The 20,159-nt window shown below is 37.8% G+C and carries 21 protein-coding genes; 9 read left to right on the top strand and 12 right to left on the bottom strand.

Annotated features, from left to right (window positions below):
• Nucleotides 1-6: 6 nt before the first annotated feature.
• Nucleotides 7-339 carry a type II toxin-antitoxin system RelE/ParE family toxin gene (locus ACN0TV_RS15195; protein ID WP_417363911.1) on the bottom strand — a complete coding sequence of 111 codons (333 nt, stop codon included), beginning with the start codon at nt 337-339 and terminating at the stop codon, nt 7-9.
• Nucleotides 340-762: 423 nt separating this feature from the next.
• Between ACN0TV_RS15195 and ACN0TV_RS15200 the strand changes: the two genes are divergently transcribed.
• From ACN0TV_RS15200 to ACN0TV_RS15240, 9 genes are all read left to right on the top strand, one after another.
• Nucleotides 763-1,008 carry a helix-turn-helix domain-containing protein gene (locus ACN0TV_RS15200; RefSeq protein ID WP_417363913.1) on the top strand — a complete coding sequence of 82 codons (246 nt, stop codon included), beginning with the start codon at nt 763-765 and terminating at the stop codon, nt 1,006-1,008.
• 324 nt (nt 1,009-1,332) lie between these two features.
• Complete coding sequence (locus ACN0TV_RS15205; RefSeq protein WP_417363915.1) at nt 1,333-1,440, top strand: nucleotidyltransferase domain-containing protein; 108 nt, start codon at nt 1,333-1,335, stop codon at nt 1,438-1,440.
• 115 nt (nt 1,441-1,555) lie between these two features.
• The gene (locus tag ACN0TV_RS15210; protein ID WP_008991146.1) at nt 1,556-1,756 is read left to right on the top strand and encodes a HepT-like ribonuclease domain-containing protein; all 201 of its coding nucleotides are present in this window, start codon (nt 1,556-1,558) and stop codon (nt 1,754-1,756) included.
• Between the two features lie 211 nt (nt 1,757-1,967).
• Nucleotides 1,968-2,849, top strand: a complete 882-nt coding sequence (locus tag ACN0TV_RS15215) for a tetratricopeptide repeat protein (protein WP_417363917.1) — start codon at nt 1,968-1,970, stop codon at nt 2,847-2,849.
• Nucleotides 2,850-3,611: 762 nt separating this feature from the next.
• Nucleotides 3,612-4,784: a glycoside hydrolase family 43 protein gene (locus tag ACN0TV_RS15220; RefSeq protein ID WP_417363919.1), complete on the top strand. Its 1,173-nt coding sequence runs from the start codon at nt 3,612-3,614 to the stop codon at nt 4,782-4,784.
• A gap of 28 nt (nt 4,785-4,812) precedes the next feature.
• Nucleotides 4,813-5,760 (top strand): glycoside hydrolase family 43 protein, encoded by a 948-nt coding sequence (locus ACN0TV_RS15225; RefSeq protein ID WP_417363921.1) that lies wholly within the window; start codon nt 4,813-4,815, stop codon nt 5,758-5,760.
• A gap of 147 nt (nt 5,761-5,907) precedes the next feature.
• Nucleotides 5,908-6,285 carry a hypothetical protein gene (locus ACN0TV_RS15230; RefSeq protein WP_156800214.1) on the top strand — a complete coding sequence of 126 codons (378 nt, stop codon included), beginning with the start codon at nt 5,908-5,910 and terminating at the stop codon, nt 6,283-6,285.
• Between the two features lie 260 nt (nt 6,286-6,545).
• Entirely contained in the window at nt 6,546-6,959 is a 414-nt protein-coding gene (locus ACN0TV_RS15235) for a DsrE family protein (RefSeq protein WP_008991141.1), read from the top strand.
• 9 nt (nt 6,960-6,968) lie between these two features.
• Nucleotides 6,969-7,985 (top strand): TQO small subunit DoxD, encoded by a 1,017-nt coding sequence (locus tag ACN0TV_RS15240; protein ID WP_417363924.1) that lies wholly within the window; start codon nt 6,969-6,971, stop codon nt 7,983-7,985.
• Nucleotides 7,986-8,160: 175 nt separating this feature from the next.
• On the opposite strand, the gene ACN0TV_RS15245 is transcribed toward ACN0TV_RS15240, so the two are convergent.
• The 11 genes from ACN0TV_RS15245 to ACN0TV_RS15295 form a co-directional block, all read right to left on the bottom strand.
• A complete protein-coding gene (locus ACN0TV_RS15245) occupies nt 8,161-8,808 on the bottom strand; it encodes a TlpA family protein disulfide reductase (RefSeq protein ID WP_008991139.1) in 648 nt (215 codons plus the stop codon).
• Complete coding sequence (locus tag ACN0TV_RS15250; protein ID WP_417363926.1) at nt 8,808-9,371, bottom strand: TlpA family protein disulfide reductase; 564 nt, start codon at nt 9,369-9,371, stop codon at nt 8,808-8,810. Before ACN0TV_RS15250 ends, ACN0TV_RS15245 begins: the two co-directional genes overlap by 1 nt.
• A gap of 22 nt (nt 9,372-9,393) precedes the next feature.
• The gene (locus ACN0TV_RS15255) at nt 9,394-11,061 is read right to left on the bottom strand and encodes a protein-disulfide reductase DsbD family protein (RefSeq protein ID WP_417363928.1); all 1,668 of its coding nucleotides are present in this window, start codon (nt 11,059-11,061) and stop codon (nt 9,394-9,396) included.
• 4 nt (nt 11,062-11,065) lie between these two features.
• Nucleotides 11,066-11,512 carry a protein-disulfide reductase DsbD domain-containing protein gene (locus ACN0TV_RS15260; RefSeq protein ID WP_417363930.1) on the bottom strand — a complete coding sequence of 149 codons (447 nt, stop codon included), beginning with the start codon at nt 11,510-11,512 and terminating at the stop codon, nt 11,066-11,068.
• 22 nt (nt 11,513-11,534) lie between these two features.
• A complete protein-coding gene (locus ACN0TV_RS15265; protein ID WP_040459948.1) occupies nt 11,535-12,092 on the bottom strand; it encodes a TlpA family protein disulfide reductase in 558 nt (185 codons plus the stop codon).
• A 7-nt stretch (nt 12,093-12,099) separates the two neighbouring features.
• On the bottom strand, nt 12,100-13,161 hold the full coding sequence (locus tag ACN0TV_RS15270; protein ID WP_417363932.1) for an efflux RND transporter periplasmic adaptor subunit: 1,062 nt from the start codon (nt 13,159-13,161) through the stop codon (nt 12,100-12,102).
• A 66-nt stretch (nt 13,162-13,227) separates the two neighbouring features.
• Complete coding sequence (locus tag ACN0TV_RS15275) at nt 13,228-16,407, bottom strand: efflux RND transporter permease subunit (RefSeq protein ID WP_417363934.1); 3,180 nt, start codon at nt 16,405-16,407, stop codon at nt 13,228-13,230.
• A 10-nt stretch (nt 16,408-16,417) separates the two neighbouring features.
• Entirely contained in the window at nt 16,418-17,803 is a 1,386-nt protein-coding gene (locus tag ACN0TV_RS15280) for a TolC family protein (RefSeq protein WP_417363936.1), read from the bottom strand.
• A gap of 115 nt (nt 17,804-17,918) precedes the next feature.
• Nucleotides 17,919-18,338: a hypothetical protein gene (locus tag ACN0TV_RS15285; RefSeq protein WP_417363938.1), complete on the bottom strand. Its 420-nt coding sequence runs from the start codon at nt 18,336-18,338 to the stop codon at nt 17,919-17,921.
• Between the two features lie 174 nt (nt 18,339-18,512).
• Entirely contained in the window at nt 18,513-19,061 is a 549-nt protein-coding gene (locus ACN0TV_RS15290) for a cysteine hydrolase family protein (protein WP_417363939.1), read from the bottom strand.
• A 126-nt stretch (nt 19,062-19,187) separates the two neighbouring features.
• Nucleotides 19,188-20,075, bottom strand: coding sequence for a helix-turn-helix domain-containing protein (locus ACN0TV_RS15295; RefSeq protein ID WP_417363941.1), 888 nt, complete (start codon nt 20,073-20,075; stop codon nt 19,188-19,190).
• Nucleotides 20,076-20,159 lie beyond the last annotated feature (84 nt).

Here is a 20,159-nt window from a genome sequence, read left to right on the forward strand (position 1 = left end):
TTAAAGTTATTGGTCAAAATATTCATCTCTAATTTTCAATGCTTTATCAATTTGTGATTTTGGAACTTTGCTCACTTTTTTAACCATCCCATGAGTTGACAAAACAAGTGTTTCGGTTTTGTCCGTTTTATCCCAAAAAGCAAAAAGTCTGTATTGAATTCCTTGATAAAGTGTTCTAAATTCCCAAATATCATCAGTCAATTTTTTGAATAGTTTTGGGTCATTTTCCAGTTTTGATTTATCCAAATTGTAATAGATCTTCCTTTTGGCTTTCGCATCTATTTTACTCATAAATTCAATAGCCTGCTCAAGAAAAACTATCTCAAATTTTGGTTTCATTCAGTTTATTTTGTCGATATACTTTAGCAAAGATAATAAAAAAGTTGAATTATATGGAAACTTTTACTAATTTATCTCACATTAATAGTATCGTTCCACAGCTATGCGTGTGAACAGGATCTTACCCAGAATTGTCTTTTTGGAAACGAAACATTTAAAGACCTTAAAATCATAGATGCTATTTATGAAGTATGTAAAACCGGGGCAAAGAAAACATTAGAACTATAATAGTGGAACTAAAGAGTCGTAACAAGTTAAAGGGTGCTTAATAACCAATCGAATTCTAAAAAAATAGATCCACTGACTGCAACTTAATAAGAATGCATTTTTCTAAACTCAAAGCAGAAGTCAATTACGTAAAAACTACCTTTATTCGGATTGAAATCCGAGATGTTTTTATTTACAATCCTTTTATTTGTTAAGATGGATGATAGGAATGTATATATAGTAAAGGCCTTGAATGAGCTATGGATAAAGCAGGTTACTAACAATACAGAATTTGCTAACAAAAATAATATTGACGAAAAGACGGTACGCAACATTAAAGGTCTTAAGACTGAAAGTGCCAGTCTGCAAACGATCATAAATATCTGCGAAACCCAAGGTATGAACCTTTCAGATTTCTTTAAACATGCGGAAAGTCTTTTTCCGCAGCTAAAGTTCAAGTAGTAATTATAACAAATCCTGTAAAGTTTTTTTAGGACGGGATAATCTGTATTTACTGGACCATATTTCAATCGAAAAGTATGGATCATGCCTAAATGCTGTGTTTTAAGCAAATATTGTGGTTAATCTGTAATGAAAGGATTCCACATTTATTACCTCTCTAAACTGTGCAGCGAAGGTGTTAATTTTGGCATAGAATGATTCTGTTATGGCTAACCTCATTTATTGTTGTACCGTTTTAAGGTACCGATTAAATTCATTTTAATCCACAAAATTGCTATATTTTATATGCTAACACAAAGTCAGATAGATATCATTATTAACACTATGAAACCATTTAATCCCATTAAAATTGGGGTGTTTGGTTCTGTGGCAAGAAATGAATCTATAGAAAGTAGTGATATTGATATATTATATTCTTTTAATTCTAAATAATCTTTATTTGACTTGGCAGGGCTCCAAATAAAACTACAGGAATTGCTTAAAAAAAATGTAGATTTGGTGGAATTTACTGCAATCCACCCGGGACTAAAGGACAGAATTTTAACTGATGCTAAGATATTTTATAGAGCAAAAGGAAAGAGACTTATTTAGATTAAGGGACATAGAGGAATGTATTGACAAGATTCTTGAATTAGTAGAAAGACTTCAAAAATTTGAAGAATTTGAGTTAAAGTGGATGGAGCAAGATGCTATGATTCGAAATTTTGAAATAATTGGGGAAGTTGCATGTATCCGAAAGGGTTTTTGACTCCCTGAAATTTTATAGATATCTCCGAAAAATCGTTTCCCGATAAGGCGCTTAGAAATAACCGGCCAATTGTCTAGGATGTTATACCTCCAAGGCATGTGGCGGTAATCTACTAATCTTATTTAAGTAGTGTTAAAAATGCGAAATTGTATTTTGAACTCGCAACAATACTGATCAAAATTATTATTTTTGAAATATAAACATTCATGATATGGGAAATAAAAAGACTTCACGTAAAATGCTTACCGAACAGTTGATGGCTAAGATATTCGCAGAAATGCAAAAAGAAGGATTACAGTCCGAAGATCAGGTTCGATCTTTTATGAATGGAATGGCTGGAAAGTCTATAGACAATATATCCTCTGGAGACCTTTCAAATGAACAAAAAGCGCAGGACCTCATTTATGAAGCCTATGACTCAACGGTAAAAAAAGGAAAACAACTAGCAGAAAAAGCGTTAGAATTAGACGCGGACAATGCAGATATTTACAATTATTTGGCTGAAAAAGAACCCAATTTTGAAAAAGCACTACAGTTATATAAACAGGGAGTAAAGGCAGGAGAGAAAAAATTAGGGAAACAAGCATTCAAAGAAGACAAAGGTCATTTCTGGGGTCTTTTAGAAACACGCCCTTATATGCGTGCTAAAGCAGGATTAGCAGAATGCTTGGCACTCTCAGGACAACATCAAGAAGCTGCTTCTATATATTGGGAGATGTTGGATTTAAACCCTAACGATAATCAGGGTATCCGATATAAATTATCTTCACTACTTTTAAAAATGGATGATTTTAAAGGGTATGAGAAGTTATACAAATTAACTCCTGACGAAAGTGCTGCCCACTGGAATTACAACAGGGTACTGTATTATTTAAAAAATGCTAATATGGCAGATGCAAAATCTCAGTTAAAGCAAGCAATAAAATCCAACGAACACGTTATTGGGTATTTAACAGGCAAAAAACGATTACCTAAAAATCATCCTGAATACATTGGCCTTGGAGATTCTAGCGAGGCAACTGCCTATGTAATGGCAAATAAGGACTTGTGGGAAGAAACTAAGGGAAGTTTAGAGTTTTTAAAAGCCTATTAAAATTTAAATAAAAACATTCTTACAGAGATGCAAATCACTGTTCCATAATTACAAAAAAAGAAAGCAAAGGAATAGTGAATAACAAAACTCCGGGTCTATATTGAATAGTTGGTATTCAACATAGACCCGAAATTCATTAATAGCAGTTTCAATTGATTAACTCAAGCTTACTCTGTTTTAATTGTTATCAACTTAGAGTACCCTGCCAATCAATATTCATTTAATGATAGCTTCCTTTGTGGATAGCCTAAAGGATGGAGAAACCGGACAGAATTTGTAAACTACACTCCCCTATTTCCCTCTAAGTGCACTTTGACTACAAAACTTACATCAAGTAACCGGCTGCGCATTAAACATCCTATAGTCAACTGAAATCAACAAATTGCCTACCACCATTACAAAGCATTTATAGGGTATGAAGCGCAATCAATCAGATAATCCAGTTTAGTTAATCCAGTTTAGATATTTCATTTAGTGCTTTCAGTCAATAAATTGATGCACAATGGTTTGATATTTAGCTTTATTTTTAAAGTTGAATTAATCTGTAGAATTATTGAAACGTATAAACTCTAAGATTCACATATAATTCAGCTACTTTGAGCAGAAAAGTATTCAACTTGTTGCACTCTGGAGAAACAGGCACCCCCCATCATTAAAACCACCAGGGTGTCATGGAATAACTCATCTCGAAAGATGGGACGATATTCCAAAAATAACGACATTGTTTAATTCCTTTGCGTAGCAGGTTATATAATAAAAATTATGAAATTAAAATTCATTTTAGCACAATGCTTAGTGTGCATCACGATGTTGTCGTGTGCTGATCGCAAGACCACTAAATCTTCCAAGTATGATAGTACAGATCAAGACAAAATATCGTCCGAAAAAACATATAGCAATCCCCTTTCTGTGGAATTTGGAGATCCTTTTATTCTAAATGATGACAATGGCAACTACTATATGTATGGTACGGGTGGTGGTGCAAAAGATGGTTTTGCCACCTATATGTCGACTGATCTTATAAATTGGGAATTTATGGGACAGGTATACACAGGAAACACAAATGATTCTTGGAGCATAAGTGCTTTTTGGGCTCCTGAGGTTTACAAATTCGGCAGCAAATATTATATGTTTTTCAGCGCTCAGTGGAAACATAATCCCAACAATGAACTTGAGAATTTTAAAATAGGTGTTGCAGTAGCAGATAGTCCTACCGGACCCTTTGAGGACCTTAAAGACGAACCTCTTTTTGACCCGGGTTATCCCATTATAGATGCCAATGTATTTCAGGATGATAGTGGGGAGTTTTATTTATACTATTCCAGGGTATGTTATAAACACCCTGTAGAATCAGAAATCTCAAAATGGGCGAGGGAAAAAGGTTGGTTTGATGAAATTGAAGAAAGTTGGGTGTATGGCATAAAACTAAAGTCGGATTTTTCAGGGGTAATAGGCGATCCCGTATTATTGCTCCGTCCTCCATTAACATTGGAGGATAAAAATGCAGAATGGGAAAGCCGATCGGTGACCTCAAAGGAGGTAAACCGAAGGTGGACTGAAGGATCCTTCACTTTTATACACCAGAACACATACTATATGATGTACTCCGCTAATTATTTTGGAGGTGAAAATTATGCAGTAGGCTATGCCACAGCCTCTTCCCCATTGGGACCCTACACCAAAGCAGACAACAACCCTGTTTTGGAGAAAAACACCGGTAGTGGCGGCGAAGTAACGGGTACCGGACATAACAGCTTGGTATTTTCCTCTCAAGACAACAAAATATACTGCGTGTATCACGGCAGAACCAAGGCTACTGGAGATCAACGTGTAGTTTTCATTGATGAAATGAAAATTCTGGGCAATGGAAAATTAGTAGTCCACGGACCTTCAACAACGCCAAAACCAATGCCGCTAGCCAACTCGCCGGAATAGTTTTTACAAATTCTAGAACTCATCAAAAATGAAACAATTAAGCTTTCAAGTACTACTATTGATTTTTACAATTCAGCTTTTTGGTCAAGAGCTCAGTATGGATCAGATTTACTTGGCCGATCCTACTATCTTTGAGGATCAAGGCACTTATTATCTGTATGGAACAAAGGGTGACCCCCGCATTGAGGGTGAAGGCTTTTTGGTATATCGTTCGACCGATCTAAAAAACTGGGAAGGCCCCATTGGTGCAACTGATGGGTTTGCTTTAAAAAAAGGAGATGCTTTTGGAACTAAAGGATTCTGGGCACCACAGGTTTTTAAATACCATTCAAAATACTATATGGCTTATACGGCTAATGAGCATATTGCCATTGCAACCAGTGATAACCCCTTAGGCCCTTTCACCAATAACGGAAATGTATTAGAGTCGGATGTTAAACAAATAGATCCCTATGTGCTGTTTGATGGTGATAAGATTTATTTGTATCATGTCAGACTTCAAGACGGCAATCGAATTTTCGTGGCAGAGCTGTCTGATAACTTACGGGCTATTAAAACAGAAACACTTACCGAATGCATTAATGCCGAAACCGGCTGGGAAGACACTCAAAAAGTAGCATGGCCAGTAGCAGAGGGTCCTACGGTATTTAAAAAGAATGGAAAGTATGTTATGCTCTATTCTGCTAATGATTTTAGAAATCCGGATTACGCAGTGGGCTATGCCATCAGTGAGTCGCCCAAAGGCCCATGGAAGAAGATAAAAGACAGTCCTTTTATTTCAAGAACTGTTACTGGTGAAAACGGAAGTGGTCATGGAGATCTACTCTATAATCATAACGGTAAGGCATACTATGTATTTCATACTCATTTTTCAAATACAAAGGTCGCACCACGAAAAACCGCCATTATTTCTATACAAATTAAGAATTATAAAATACAAGCTGTTAAAAACAGTTTTCAGTGGCTTAAGTTGTGAATTCAATAGTGTGGCTCTCTATAGTATTGGAATTTTACATATAAATTGAGAATGCGAGGCTCATCTCTCCCGTATTTTGGAAATCTGCTGATGCATTAAGAAATTTATAACATCTTATTGGTATTCATTTTTACTACCTTTGCATAGATGAAAAAAAGACTATACATAAGACCGATTGTCACTATGCTTTCCATTGCAGGACTGGCGTTGTTGCTTTTAGTTTCCCCATGTAAGGTCCGAAATTTTATGCAGTCCAAATTGGGTGTATCTCAGACCCAAGCATTGAATAAAAGTCAATCGACAATTTCGCAGTTCGGTTGCTTTTCAGTTGAAATTTCCCAATCTGATGAAACAGTCATTAAACCATCTATCACAGTAACAAAGCTGCTATTTAATGCGGTTTGTCCTGATGATTTCACAGGTCATTTCTACCAATATCCCGTAATTTCACCTCCATCGAAATACCTTTTAATTTCTGATGTTCCTTTATACATTTTATACCGGAATCTAAAGATTTATTCGTAATTGATTTTCTGATAGAATAATTAGAGTCAGTTGCAGCATTGCTCCAAAGTATTATATGTTAGTCCATGGTGGTTTTAACCGTAAAGATCCATCTAGAGACTAGTGTCTATCTTTCGGTTTAGCCAAATGATCATCCAATAGATCGACTGCCGTAATTCTATTTTATCAGTAATTCCTAGCATCATTAGATTCAAGTGGCGAAAGCCTGTATTTACGGGCACCGCTCTTGTCAATATAAATTCCAATTTTAAATTAAAAAAATGAAACATTTTATTCTATTTATATCTACGCTCCTATTATCTTTCGGAGTTGTCCAAGCACAGGATTTTGATCCACAAAAGAACAATTATCTTTTGCTTACCAAAAACATCAACCAACTCAAGCCTGTACTATTAACCGCAGAAGAATTGGCTAAGGAAGATGGTAATTCCTATGGTGAATTTTATGTGGTAATATGCGGCAAAACGGTAAAAGATATTCCTGATAATAATAGCTTTAAAAAACTTCTCAAAAAAGCCAAAGAGCAGCATGTGAAAGTTTTTGTTTGTGGCATTTCGTTGGATAAATTCCAAGTAGACCCTAGTGAGCTTCCTGACCAATTAATTAGGACTGAGAATGGAATTCTTTTTGGATTTCAATTCAGCAAAAAAGGATTCATTTCATTAACCATTTAATATTCATTTATGCAACATATAAGTGTAAAAAATGACGCTGGCCTTTTGGCTCTGGCAACAAGGCTTGTTATAGGCTGGACATATTTTTCAGCCTTTTGGAGAAGAACTATATTAGCGGACAAACTGGATCCTGAATTAGCAGGTTATATCGGAGAAAAATTTAACCACTTTTTACCCAATGCCTTGGGTATAAAACCTATCATTCTATACTTGGTAGAAAATCCTGATATTCTCTGGATCAGCATGGTACTCTTTACAATCATTGAAGGGATAGTAGGTCTACTGATCATCTTTGGATTGTTTACCCGACTTATGAGCATTGGTGTATTTGGTCTGGCCATGGGAATCTTACTTGGTTCCGGTTGGATTGGGACTACCTGTTTAGACGAATGGCAAATCGGAGTATTGGGTATCGCAACTGGCTTTGTATTATTCCTTACCGGTAGTGGGCGATATTCTTTAGATCGTTATATGATGAAAAACAACTATGCCATCACCAAAAAGAAATCTTTTGCGTGGCTTGGCTCGGGTGTACTTCCCATTAAAGAAAATATTTTCCCAAAAGTCGTTTTAATCGGTTCGCTATGCATACTAGGGATGACCCTGATGACCAATCAGGTGTTTCATGGCGGCCTGTGGGGTACACTCCACAATAAGTCAGTAAAACCTAAACTGGAGATTACCGAAGGTGTAATCGCTAACAACACCCTTTCCTTTGATGTCTTCAGAACAGAAGGTGCTGATGTATATGGCTCTTGGGTTATTGGTATAGAACTTTATGACCAGCAAAACAATGCCATTCTAACGTACTCACAAGAAGACCTGGCCTTTTTACCCAAAGAAAGTATTTCCAATTATTATATCGCCAAAATTAAATCTGCTAAACACAGTTTGATTGTTCCTTTGGGAGCAAAGGCTAAAATAAACCTACAACATGATAACTTGAAAAACTTGAAAAAAGGGACTTACACTATAAAGATCACTGACATCAGTGGTGTTTATTGGGAACATCATATTGAAATATAACGTCCTCTGCTGTTAATTTTATCAAATAAACAGTTGACAGCTTTTGTAGTAACTTAGTAGTTGCCATATATCGGCAACTACTTGTACTACCCTTAAAGAAAGGATCCTTTATGCTGCACCGCTAAATTGGTGTTTGAGAAGGTTTAATCCGATACAAGTAAATCTTAAGAATGAACTATTTACTTATCAGGTTCTCAATTTGCTCGATAAATTTAGGTGCTGCATAATTTGCAAAGCCTGTATGGTGGTACCTAATTCTTCCATCCTTATCAAGCACAACGGTCGTAGGCAGTGCCCCAGAATACACCTGTGTCGGGATATTGCCTCTGGAGGTATACATGGGTACAGAAAACCCCTCCTCCACAAGATAAGCTTTCCCGGTGGCTAAGTCACTATCCTCATTAAGGGTCAAAAAGAAAACATCCGGGTTATCTTTGAATTTTGTGTAAAGTGTTTCAATGGAGGGAAATTCAGCGCGGCAAGGAGGACACCATGAAGCCCAAAAGTTAATAAAGACAACCTTTCCCCTTAAGGATGATGTATGTTTCAAATTTCCTTTTTCGTCAACAAATTCAAAATCTATTTGAGCCTTACTCCCCTTATCCACTTCGTTTACATCCATGCTCGCATTAAATAATCCCGTTACCATTAGTTGTTGAAGTACGTAGGATTTTGCATCAGGAATTATCAGTACAAGGATTAGAAGCAGCATAATGATATTGAATCCGTTTTTTTTCAAAAACCCGATAAATCCGTTTACCTGAGTTTTCTTTTCAACTACCTCTTGATCGTTCAACATAATTTTTCTTTTTTTTAAACTCATTATTTTGCGACCAGTTCATTCAAACCTTTGATGATTTGTGGGTGTGTATAATCACGACCGCCCTCCAAGCGGGCTACCATTTCTCCATTTTTATCAAGTATAACAGTTGTTGGTATGGCACCCCCTAGAAAGGAAGATGGTATAATACTAGCTGGAACAAACACGGGTAAATCATAGTCGTTTTCTTCCATGAAGGCCGTGGATTTCTCTATTTTATTATCCACATCAACCAACAAAAATTCTATATTGTCACTGTCTTTGAAAGAGTGTTTCAGTTCGTTAATTGAGGGCATTTCATGTATACAAGGTGGGCACCACGTAGCCCAAAAATTAATAAAAACTACTTTACCTTTCAACGAGCTTAAAGTAACGATGTTTCCGCCTTTGTCTTTAAATGAAAGGTCTGAATCTTCAGGCGCTGGAATTTCAACTTTCGTCGCCTCTTGGGCACGGGTATCTTGTTTGCTCTTTTTACCTTCGATATTCCCGCAGGAAGCCAACAAAATGGCTATAAAAATGAAAAATCCGAGACTGACTGCCACATTTCTGGCTTGCATTTTCATATACATTAATTTTTAGTGATTCTTAATTCTGTTTATTTTTATTGTGGTATCGGTCAATGGCTGACTGAAGAAAGTTGTAATAACTTTCAGGGTTATAGTCTGCTCCTTTGGGTTTTAGCAATAGCTCTTCGCTGTATGGGTCTAACATCACATAGTATGGCTGCGAATTGGAATTGTATTTACTGGCTTGAAAATCACTCCATTTATTGCCTATTGTACGTATACTTTTTCCGCTGTAAGATGATGTGAATTGTTCTGCTTGCGGTAGTTCTGTTTTGTCGTCCACATAAAGCTGAATGATAACAAGCTCTTCACTTAACAACCTATACACCTGTTTATCTGACCATACAGATGCTTCCATTTTACGACAATTAACACAAGCGTGACCTGTAAAATCTAGCATTACAGGTTGATCCGCTTTTCTTGCATATTCCATCCCTTCTTCATAATCAAAAAAAGTATTCAAGTTTAATGGAGCATGGAATATATCGGCATATTTTTGAGCTTTACCTTCTGTAGTATGACCTGCCTGCGTTGTCCCAAATGAGGAGGTATACAAGTCAAAATCTTGAGTTGTCTGTGGAGGTAAAAATGCTGAAATAGATTTCAACGGAGCTCCCCATAAGCCGGGAACCATATAAAGCGTAAAGGAAAACACCAGCATTGAAAATACCATTCTTGGTAGGCTCATTTTGTCTATTGGGACATCATTGGAAAAACGAATTTTCCCTAATAAATAAAGTCCTAAAAATCCAAAAATAACTATCCAAAGGACTAAAAACACTTCTCTATCAAACCAATTCCAGTGGTAAGCGAGATCTACGTTACTCAAAAATTTCAGCGCTAAAGCCAATTCTAAGAATCCGAGTGTAACCTTTACACTGTTCAGCCAGCCTCCTGAGGAGGGCAGGCTTTTCAAAAGACTAGGAAACATAGCAAAGATGGTGAATGGTATAGCCAAAGCTAATGCAAAGCCCAGCATCCCGATAGCAGGACCTAAAAGTTCACCCATTGTAGCTGCCTGCACCAATAATGTTCCAATAATTGGACCCGTACACGAAAATGATACAACGGCTAATGTTGCTGCCATAAAGAAAAGCCCTAATAGACCTCCGCGATCTGAATTTCGATCTAATTTGTTGGCAAGCGAGGATGGCAACTGAAGTTCAAATGCTCCCAAAAATGAAAAAGCAAAAATCACCAAAAGAACGAAAAATAAAAAATTAAAGATTCCGTTGGTGGAAAGGCTATTCAATGCATCTGCTCCGAAAACAACAGTAATCAGAATACCTAATAAAACATAAATGACAATGATGGACAAACCGTACAACATTGCATGTGCCGTTGCTTTACCCTTTGCTTTTCCACTCTTTGTAAAGTAACTCACCGTTAGTGGCAACATTGGGAAAATACAAGGCATAATCAGAGCCGCAAAACCTCCGATAAAACCCGCAATGAATATCGTCCATAAAGAACTTTTATTGTTTTGTGCTTCATGATCTGTGACTGCGTTAGTCACTTTTTTGGTCGTCTGCCCTTCACCAAGTATCACGTTATCTACAGGTTGTTGTTTTATCTCTGTAAATTCTACATCATCGAATGAAATGAGGCTATCTTGGGCACTTGCTGGAAAATACGTCAATGCGCTCAGCAATAGCATCACAACTAATTTCATTTTAAATTTCATCATTAGTTCATTTTATTGGGATATTAAAAGCTACTTCTTCTGGTGGCAGACATTGTGTGTCATCACATGCCATGTAACTCAGTGTTCCTTTAACAGCAGTTGAATTTTCCAATAATTTTACCTTTTGTTGGAAAACCACCGTTTCTGAATAGTAACCGATCTCCATATCAAATGTGGGGTCATGTTTGACCACCGGATGTGGTGCATTGGTATTTCCGTTTAATTGATATGATTCCGATAAATTGAACGAAAAGGTCGTGGGCACCGGACCGTTTTCAGGAACTTTTTGTGCATAGATATTCCAACCGTGGTCAATAGTAGCCTTTAAAAATAACACAGCTTCCTTGTCGTTGATTTTCTTTGAAGCATAAGACCATTTTACTGGATTTAATATTTGTCCGTATGACGCAGCACTTATACAAAGAAGCACTACCAATATTAGATTTTTTTTCATTTCAATATCTTTTGCGAATTAATTATAATTTTTCATTTAACAGTTTCTCCATCAACTCGATAATCTCCGGGGAGTTATAATCCGCTATACCGACATGCCGGGCTACGATATTGTTTTGTTTATCGACAATAATTGTCGTTGGAATGGAACCACTGAACAGTTCCCGAGGCAATCTACTGTCCATAACATGCACGGGAAGGTCATAATTATTACTTTCCATCCAGGCTTTGGACTTTTCAATTTTATTGTCCATATCGACCATCAGGAATATCAAATCATCATTATCCTTAAAGGTGTTTCGAAGCCCGTTAATTGAAGGCATCTCATGAATGCACGGGGGGCACCATGTGGCCCAAAGATTGATGAAAACGACCTTCCCTCTTAGGGATTTAAGTGAAATGATATTACCAGTTTCGTCCTTGAATTTTAATTCCGGAAATTGTTGTGAGGGTGTCTCTAAAATCTTTTTACTATTGGGGATTTCATAAACCGGCAAAGTTCTTTGTTGCTCTGAAGCATTTGCCCAACCTGTGACGATTAATAATAAGACTACTGTTATTTTATTAATATGCTTTTTCATAGTTCTCTTAATTAATTTTAACTGTTTTAATTTCTTCTGATGGTTTAATAATGATTTTGTCATTTGGAGATAGATTTCCGAAGACTTCTGTCAAGCTATCTAATCGATTTCCTTCATTTACAGCAATCCGTTTTACCTGGTTGTTATTAAATGTTAAAACATATTTTCCTGACTGGGTTTTCAAGACGCTTTGGCTCTTGACCCAGTTGGAAGGGTTTTCACGTTTTAATTTCAATTTAACTTGTGCATAATCTCCACCCTGCAATTGGCCTGAAGAATTACTTACATCAAACTCCAATGCAAGTGAGCGATCATGCGGATCGAGTATACCAGAGGTGCGGGAAAGCTTGGCATCAAAAATTTTACCCGGCTGTGAACTAATAGTGAAAGTAGCCGGCATCTCTGGGTAAACAGAAGACGCGTGTTTTTCGGGCAGAGATAAGGTCAACCGCAGTTTATCATCCTGCGCAACCCTAAATAACGGCAAATAATTTGCTTTTCCTGCCAATGCCCCTACGGATACATTTCTTTGAGTAATTATTCCGTTAAACGGTGCTGTGATATAAAGATACTCTTGCAACTGTGAGGTATGCCCTGTACCTGCCTTTGAAGCATCATAAGCGGATTTGGCACTTTCCATAGCGCTTTTAGCTCTATCAAGTTCAATCTCCGCAACTGCCCCTGTAGTCTCTGAAGCCACAACGAGGCGATCATAGGCCTGTTTTGCATAGAGATAATCGCTATATACTTTTTGCTCTGTGGATCTGTCAGAAAGATACTGTTGCTGCATCTCAGGGGCTTCCAGAACAGCCAAGAGCTGTCCTTTTTTTACGCGGTCGCCACGTTCAACACGAATTTGTTTGACGAATCCCGTTACCTTGGCATAAATCGCTACTTGCTCGTAGGGTTTTAATTCCGCAGGAACGGATATTTGGTACTGAGGATTCAAGACCGCTATTGGAGCGGTAGGATAAGTTTCGGAAATTGACGTTCTATACTGTAACTCCTTCTTTTGCCCGTCTTGTTGCGAACAAGAGGAAAATAGAAATCCCAATAGTGAGGCGGACACCAATATTGTTATTAATCTTCTATATATTGAAATACTGTGAAACATTGAAATGTGCATTTTTAAAGTTTATAATACGGTTTGTTGTTTGGACTGTTCCAAATAATACCTGCTTTGGCTATCATCAGGATCTAATGAAGGGCTTATAATAGAAGTCCTAGACATCAATGAGGAAAAAAAGTGAGGAACTAACAAAAGAATAGTTATCGTAGAGGCAATCAAACCTCCAATAACTGCCCTACCTAGTGGCGCAATCTGTTCTGCTCCATCTCCTAATCCCATTGCCATCGGCAACATTCCAGCGAACATTGCTGCGGCAGTCATAAGAACAGGTCTTAATCTTGATGAAGCAGCAAGCCTCGCGGCATTAGCGGGTTTTAGCGCCAGTTTTTTGCGATAATATTCTGCCTGATTAACTAGCAATACCGCATTGGAAACCGAGACGCCAAGCGACATAATGATTCCCATATATGATTGCAGATTTAGTGTACTGCCCGTCAAAAACAGGACAGTGAGACTTCCTGCAATCACGGCAGGCAATACGGAAAGAATAATCAACGGAACTTTAAACGATTGGTAGTAGGCCGCCAGCATCAGAAATATGGCGATAATAGCCACACCTAAACCTGCCAATAGGCTACTTAGGGTATCTTCTAAAAGTTGCAATGTTCCTTCAGTCCAAACAAGGGTACCCCGTGGGGGCTCTCCAGCATCTTTGATAGCCGTATCAACCGCACGTGAAGCCGTACCTAGATCTTCGCCGTAAACATTGGCGACAATGGTGACGTATCGGTTTGGCCCTTTGCGGTTTACCTGTGCCGGCGTGGTTACACTACTTATGGTGGCCACATCTTCCAGAACAGGACGAAGACTTCCGGATTTCAAAGGAAGGGATCGTAGTTTTTCTTCCGACATAATTCCTTCAGGAAGCTGTACTTGAGTCTGAAATACCCGTCCGGAGTTTGGATCAACCCATAAATTTTTATTCGTATAACGAGTTGATGAGGTAGCCGAAACCAAACTGCGTGTAATATCCTTCATGGTCAAACCAAACTGTCCGGCAAGATCCCGATCTACATCAATTGCTAAACTGGGGTAAGACGTGGATTCTGCAATACGAACATCACGCAAGTATGAAACATTTTTCAAATTTGTTTCAATTTTTTCAGCATGTTTAACTGCAGTACCTAACTTATTGGCACTCACTTTTACCTCAATAGGGGTCATCGCGCCTTGCCCCATAATTTTTTCTGTTAGCTCCATGGGTTCGAAGTTGAACGTAGCCTCAGGGTGTGTTTGTGAAATCTTCGTACGTATTTTATCTTTAAAATCCTCCATCGACCCATCGTAAATATCTTGATTTACAGACACCTGCAAGACGGCTTCATGAGAAGCACTGCTGAAAAGAAATATCGGATTGATAGGTGAATTTGAGGGATGCATTCCCACAAAAGCGGATGTAATATTCAATCCGTTTTCAGGTAATTCAGCTTTAATAGTCCCAATAATTCCCTTGACCAGACGCTCTGTTTTTTCAATCCTGCTACCCTCTGGAGCCAGGAGACGAATCTGAAAATCGCCGTTATTTGAAACAGGCATTACATCCGTACCCACCACAGTCAATAGTATGCCGGCTACAGTCCCCGCTACCAAGACATAAATAGCAAAAATCGAGAGTGCTTTAGTAGACCACTTGCGCATTCTATAAGAATAATTGACACGGAATTTTTCAAAGAATGCTCGCTTTCGTTTTGTCTTAGTTATCTTAACGTGCTTATTTTTCATCATCCAATTCGCCAGTATAGGCACAAAGGTTTGAGAAGCCAAAAAGGATGCAATCATTGCAAAGGCAACAGCCATGGATAAAGGCATAAACATATCTCTTGGAATACCGGTCATAATAAAGGCAGGAGTCAATACCGCAAGAATACAAAGCATTATGAGAAATTTTGGAATAGAGATCTCGAGTAAAGCGTCTAAAATAGCTCTCTGCTTGGGTTTGCCTAGTTCCATATGTTGGTGTATGTTCTCTATGGTTACAGTAGCTTCATCCACTAGGATTCCGATAGATAAGGCTAGACCGCTCAAGGTCATCATATTGATAGTCTGTCCAAATAAATGCAGTACGGTAACGGCTGCAAGAATAGAAATTGGAATAGTGAATACTACAATAAGAGCGCCTCGTGTATCTCCCAAGAACATCAGTATCACCAATCCGGTAAATAGTGCTCCTAATAGACCTTCGTGGATTAGATTTGAAAGTGAACGCTGGATATAGGTAGATTGATCAAATTCATAACTCACTTGTACATCCTCCGGCAATTGATTTTTAAGCATTGGAATAGATGCTTTAAGGTTTTTCACCGCTTCCAAAGTGGAAGCATCTGCCTTCTTAATAATTGGCAGATAAACTGAACGCTTTCCATTAATTAAGGCGTAGCCTACAGTTTGATCAGCTGCGTCCTCAACGCTGGCAACATCTTTCACATATATAGTACGGTTGTCTATTGTTTTAACCGGTGTATTTAAAAACTCTTCAGGCCCTTTTAAAATGGAGTTAATGGGTGCCATCAAGTTTTCTTCTCCTATACGGATATTTCCAGCCGGAGACGGTAGACTGTTGTTGGTAATGGCGACTGTGATATCCTCAGGTGTAAGCCCATTAGAATGCATGGCAACCGGGTCTACATTTACTACTATGGTTCTACTATTCCCTCCAAATGGAGCCGGGGCAGTAATACCCGGAATAGTTGTAAACATAGGTCTGATTTTAGAAATGGCAAGAGTCTGCAGTTCATTAACCGATCGCTGATCACTTTCAAAGACTAGCTGTCCCACGGGAAGTGAACTACCATCAAAACGCACCACCATCGGCGGAACCGCACCAGGAGGCAAAAAACCCATTGCTCTTGAAACAGAGGTGGATACTTCTCCTGCCGCCTGCGCCATATCAGTCCCCGGATAAAAAGTTAATTTCATTAAGGTTAGGCCTTGTACACTTTTAAAGTCAATGTTCTTCACACCACTTACAAACAGTAGCACTTTTTGAAATTCATTAGCCATAAATCCATCCATATACTCAGGGGATAGCCCTCCGTAAGGCATGGCTATGTACATCGCAGGGAGTTCCACTTCTGGAAATATATCAACGTTTATATTTTTTACCGTGTTATAGGAAAAGAAAGCTATGGTCAATACAACAACCATTATGGCAATAGGCTTCCTTAACGCAAATCTTATAATATTCATAAACGATTAGTTAAAGGTTGTTAAATAAGTACTCGAAATCAGCGGTAAGCTCGGCTTGGTAAGTAAGTAATACCCAATAGTCTCTAGAGACTTCTATATGCGCATTTTCTGCTTGTTCAAGCATACTGCGAATCTGTAGCAACTCGCTCAGGGTGATTAACCCACTTTTGTATCTTGCGAGGTACATTCGGTATGCGTCTTCTGATTGCTTAACAGCTAGCAAGGCTTTTTGAAGTTGTTGGTACTGTTGTATAATTTTTGCCTGGGAAGCCGATAAATCTGCCTGCATTCCTTGTTGGTATTGCGAATGAAGTAGTTCCGCACTTTCTGCTTCTTTAAGTAACTGTTCTCCTTTTATTCGATTGGTTACCAAGTTTGTTAAGTTCCAAGTAATGCCAATACCGGCTAGAAAATTATTGGTTGAATTCTTAAACCCTTCTTCCCACGCTCCACTTACTGTACCATTGGGGTTGATACCAGTTGCTCTAAAAGCATAACCGCCTAAAAGACTTATCGATGGCAATGAGGCTCTTTTTTCTGCCTTACCACTTAACTTAAAATACTCAGATTGCATTTCCAAAGCATCCAAGATTGGGTGAGCAGTATTTATGATACGCATCTGGTTTAATCCATTTTCCACAGGATTACTGAATTGTTTGGCGGATGCGGCATATACAATGGTATCCTCGTTGTATAGCTCCAACAACTTGATAATAGAAGCGTTTTTAAGTCCCTCCCATTTATCGTGTTCGCCCAAAGCTTGAATATGCGAGGAGGAGGCTAGAAGACTGTCTGCTGCAGGCCTTAATCCCGATGCCGACAATCTAGAAGTAATTTTCAGAATTTCATTCAAGCGTTGTACGTTCTTCTCGGATAATTTTAACTTGGCATCGTTGTACAATAGAAAAATATAGCGCTGGGATAATGTCTTTTTAAGCTTGAGCAAGTAAGCACCCTTTTCACTTACTGATTTATGATACAAAGTAGTTGCAGCCTTCTTGTGATTGCGGTTCTTCCCGAAAGAAAACAACTCCCATTCAACAACGGCTGAACCAAAACTATTGGCAGTAGTAGAACTGCCTTGCAGTGGTATAGCCGAACCACTGACATTGAATAAACCTGGCTGGGGAAAAAAAGCTCCTGCACTTCCTTCAAAGGTTCCGTATGTGTTCTGTGCCTGTGCACTTAACTGAGGAAGTGTACCGCTCTTAATTACTCTCTCATTGAGCTTAGCTGCCTCCACAGCAGAGATTTCGGCTCCTATTCCAGGATAATTTCGTTCCACTTTAGACCATATTTTGCCTAAAGTATACTCCTTATGTTGCTGCGCATTTATTGGATACACTACAACAATGGTTAACCACAATAATGAGGTCACCTTAATATGTTTAATCATATTACGTTACATATTTTGGAAAGATCACATGGATCGACCGTAGATTGTTTTTAAAATGGATATAACAGAAATTTAGCCTAGCTGACCAGGGGGTCGATAGGCGAAAGAAAATTTTTTAGCAGGAGTAATGGATAATCAGTTTCTGGTATTCCAAGAAGATGGGAATAGAACTTTGGATTTTTCTACTGCCGTTATAAAGTGGATGTATACTTTCACTTTCTAGTGAAGGAAAGTCAAACAAAAATAAAAATGCAGTTTTAAAGCTAATTAGTGGTAGTAAATCGTCCGAATGAGAAGAGATGTTTTGAACAACTTGTGAATCTGAAATGTCAAAAGACGGACATTTTTCAACTGAATTTGTAAATAAATTACGACTGTTTTGTGGTACTCCCTGCTCTGTGTTCGCAGAAATACCTGTCAATTCTTTAATACTGGATTTGATGGCACAGGACGAAAGCAATACAAAAAGTATTGCTGTCAATACAAGAAAGTATTGCTTGAAACTCGTTGAAATATTTAGAATTGTCCTTTTCATCAATTATCAAAATTAGTTTTTATTGATTAAGGGAGCAAGTGACAACCTGTAATTTAAGTTATTTTAACATATCTCTGCTACCTATGTGATATTTCATCCCTGGAAGAAAAAATTGAATTTCTCTTTTAGTTTTAAGTAACAAAAACCGTATTAACAGTTTTTGTTACTCAATTGTTATGCACTAATATAGCCTTCGGCTGTAGTTATCCTGGCATAGAAGAATGTTAATGCTGCTAAAAATGCGGTGTGTACATCAGCGGCTTTGACCAGCTTACCATCCAACTCCTGATCCTTAGAGGCACAGGCATCGCTAATCACCGTACAATCAAATCCAAAATCCTTGGCAGCTCTTGTTGTTGCATCCACACACATATGTGACATCATCCCGGTGATGACTACTTCTGATACGTCGTTTTCTTTCAAGTATTCCATTAAATCAGTATCCCTGAAGCTATTTGGATAATTCTTTTTAACTACTTTCTCTCCTTCTAGCGGTTTTACATTGTTGTGGATTTCAACACCAGGTGTTCCCGGGTGGAAAAACGGAATATTACCCTCAACAGCAAAATGCTGAATGTGTGCTATTGGTAAATTGTTCTCTCTAAAGTGATTAATCATCTTTTGTGCTTTTAAACTTGCTTCGTTTGCTCCCACAAGTTCCCATGCGCCATTTTCAAAGTAGTCATTCTGAATGTCAATTACTATTAATGCTTTTTTACCCATTTTCATCTATTTTTATTCGTTAACATTGTATTATACAAAGCTCCCTTGTTTTAGAATGGATAAACCTACCAAAGCAGGAGTTAAAACTACCATTATGATAAATAAAATTGATTACCAAGGGAGGTTTCAGGAATGCAAATTGTATCCGTTATCGGTAAGAAATTCACTGGTAGTCATTCCTGTTTGATTTTTGAAAAAACGCATCAGATGGTTCGGTTCTGAAAAATTGAGCTGATAAGCAATTTCGCTTACAGTCAGCTTTGAGTGGATCAGATAGTTCTTTATCTCCAGCAACAACCGTTGTTTTAATAGATGTGTAGCCGTTACGTTAAATTGTTCTTTGACGGCGGTATTTAAAGAAACCCTGCTAATACCAAGCATCTCGGCATAATCAGCGATACGTTGTTTTTTCTTTATATTAATTTCGATCAATTGCTTGAATTTGAAAGCGTAGTGATTATTCTCCTTTTCCAAGTCTAAATCATTTCTAAGGGCATACTCCCTATTAAGTTTTTGGAGGATGTAATAAAGTAGGGACCGTATAATGTGGACACTGCCGGCTTTTGTATGTACAAGTTCATCCTTTATTTCGGTAAGTAATGCACAGTATTTTTCAATAAAAGGTCTGTCAACGTTCATCTGCACAGGAAAATGAAGTTGGTAAAAATAAAGAAGTTTGTAAGTAAAAAGCTTATCGGCGAAAAACTCATTAAGAAAATCTTCCTGAAACAGGAGGACTGTAAAATCCTGGTCACTTTCCTTATCAAAATGCCACTGTCTTTTTTGATATGGAGATATAAAGACCACACTGTTATCCTTCAAATCAATCTGCTGATGGTTTAATATAAGCCGACCACTACCCTTTTTAAAAAACACTACTTCAAAGAAATCTGTATTGAACGGGATGTTCTTAAGATAGGTTCCGTCAGCACTCTCTAAATGAACAACATTCAAAAGAAAATCAACACCACAATCTGTTTTGTGAAATCTATATGTTTCGACCTCGTTCTCCATCACGTCTTTAATTTAAAAAATCAGTTATGCATTGCCTTATCCTTTCTCAAACCAGATATCGCAATTTACAAACTTTAGCAAACA

The organism is Galbibacter sp., assembly GCF_048266365.1.
GTDB lineage: Bacteria > Bacteroidota > Bacteroidia > Flavobacteriales > Flavobacteriaceae > Galbibacter.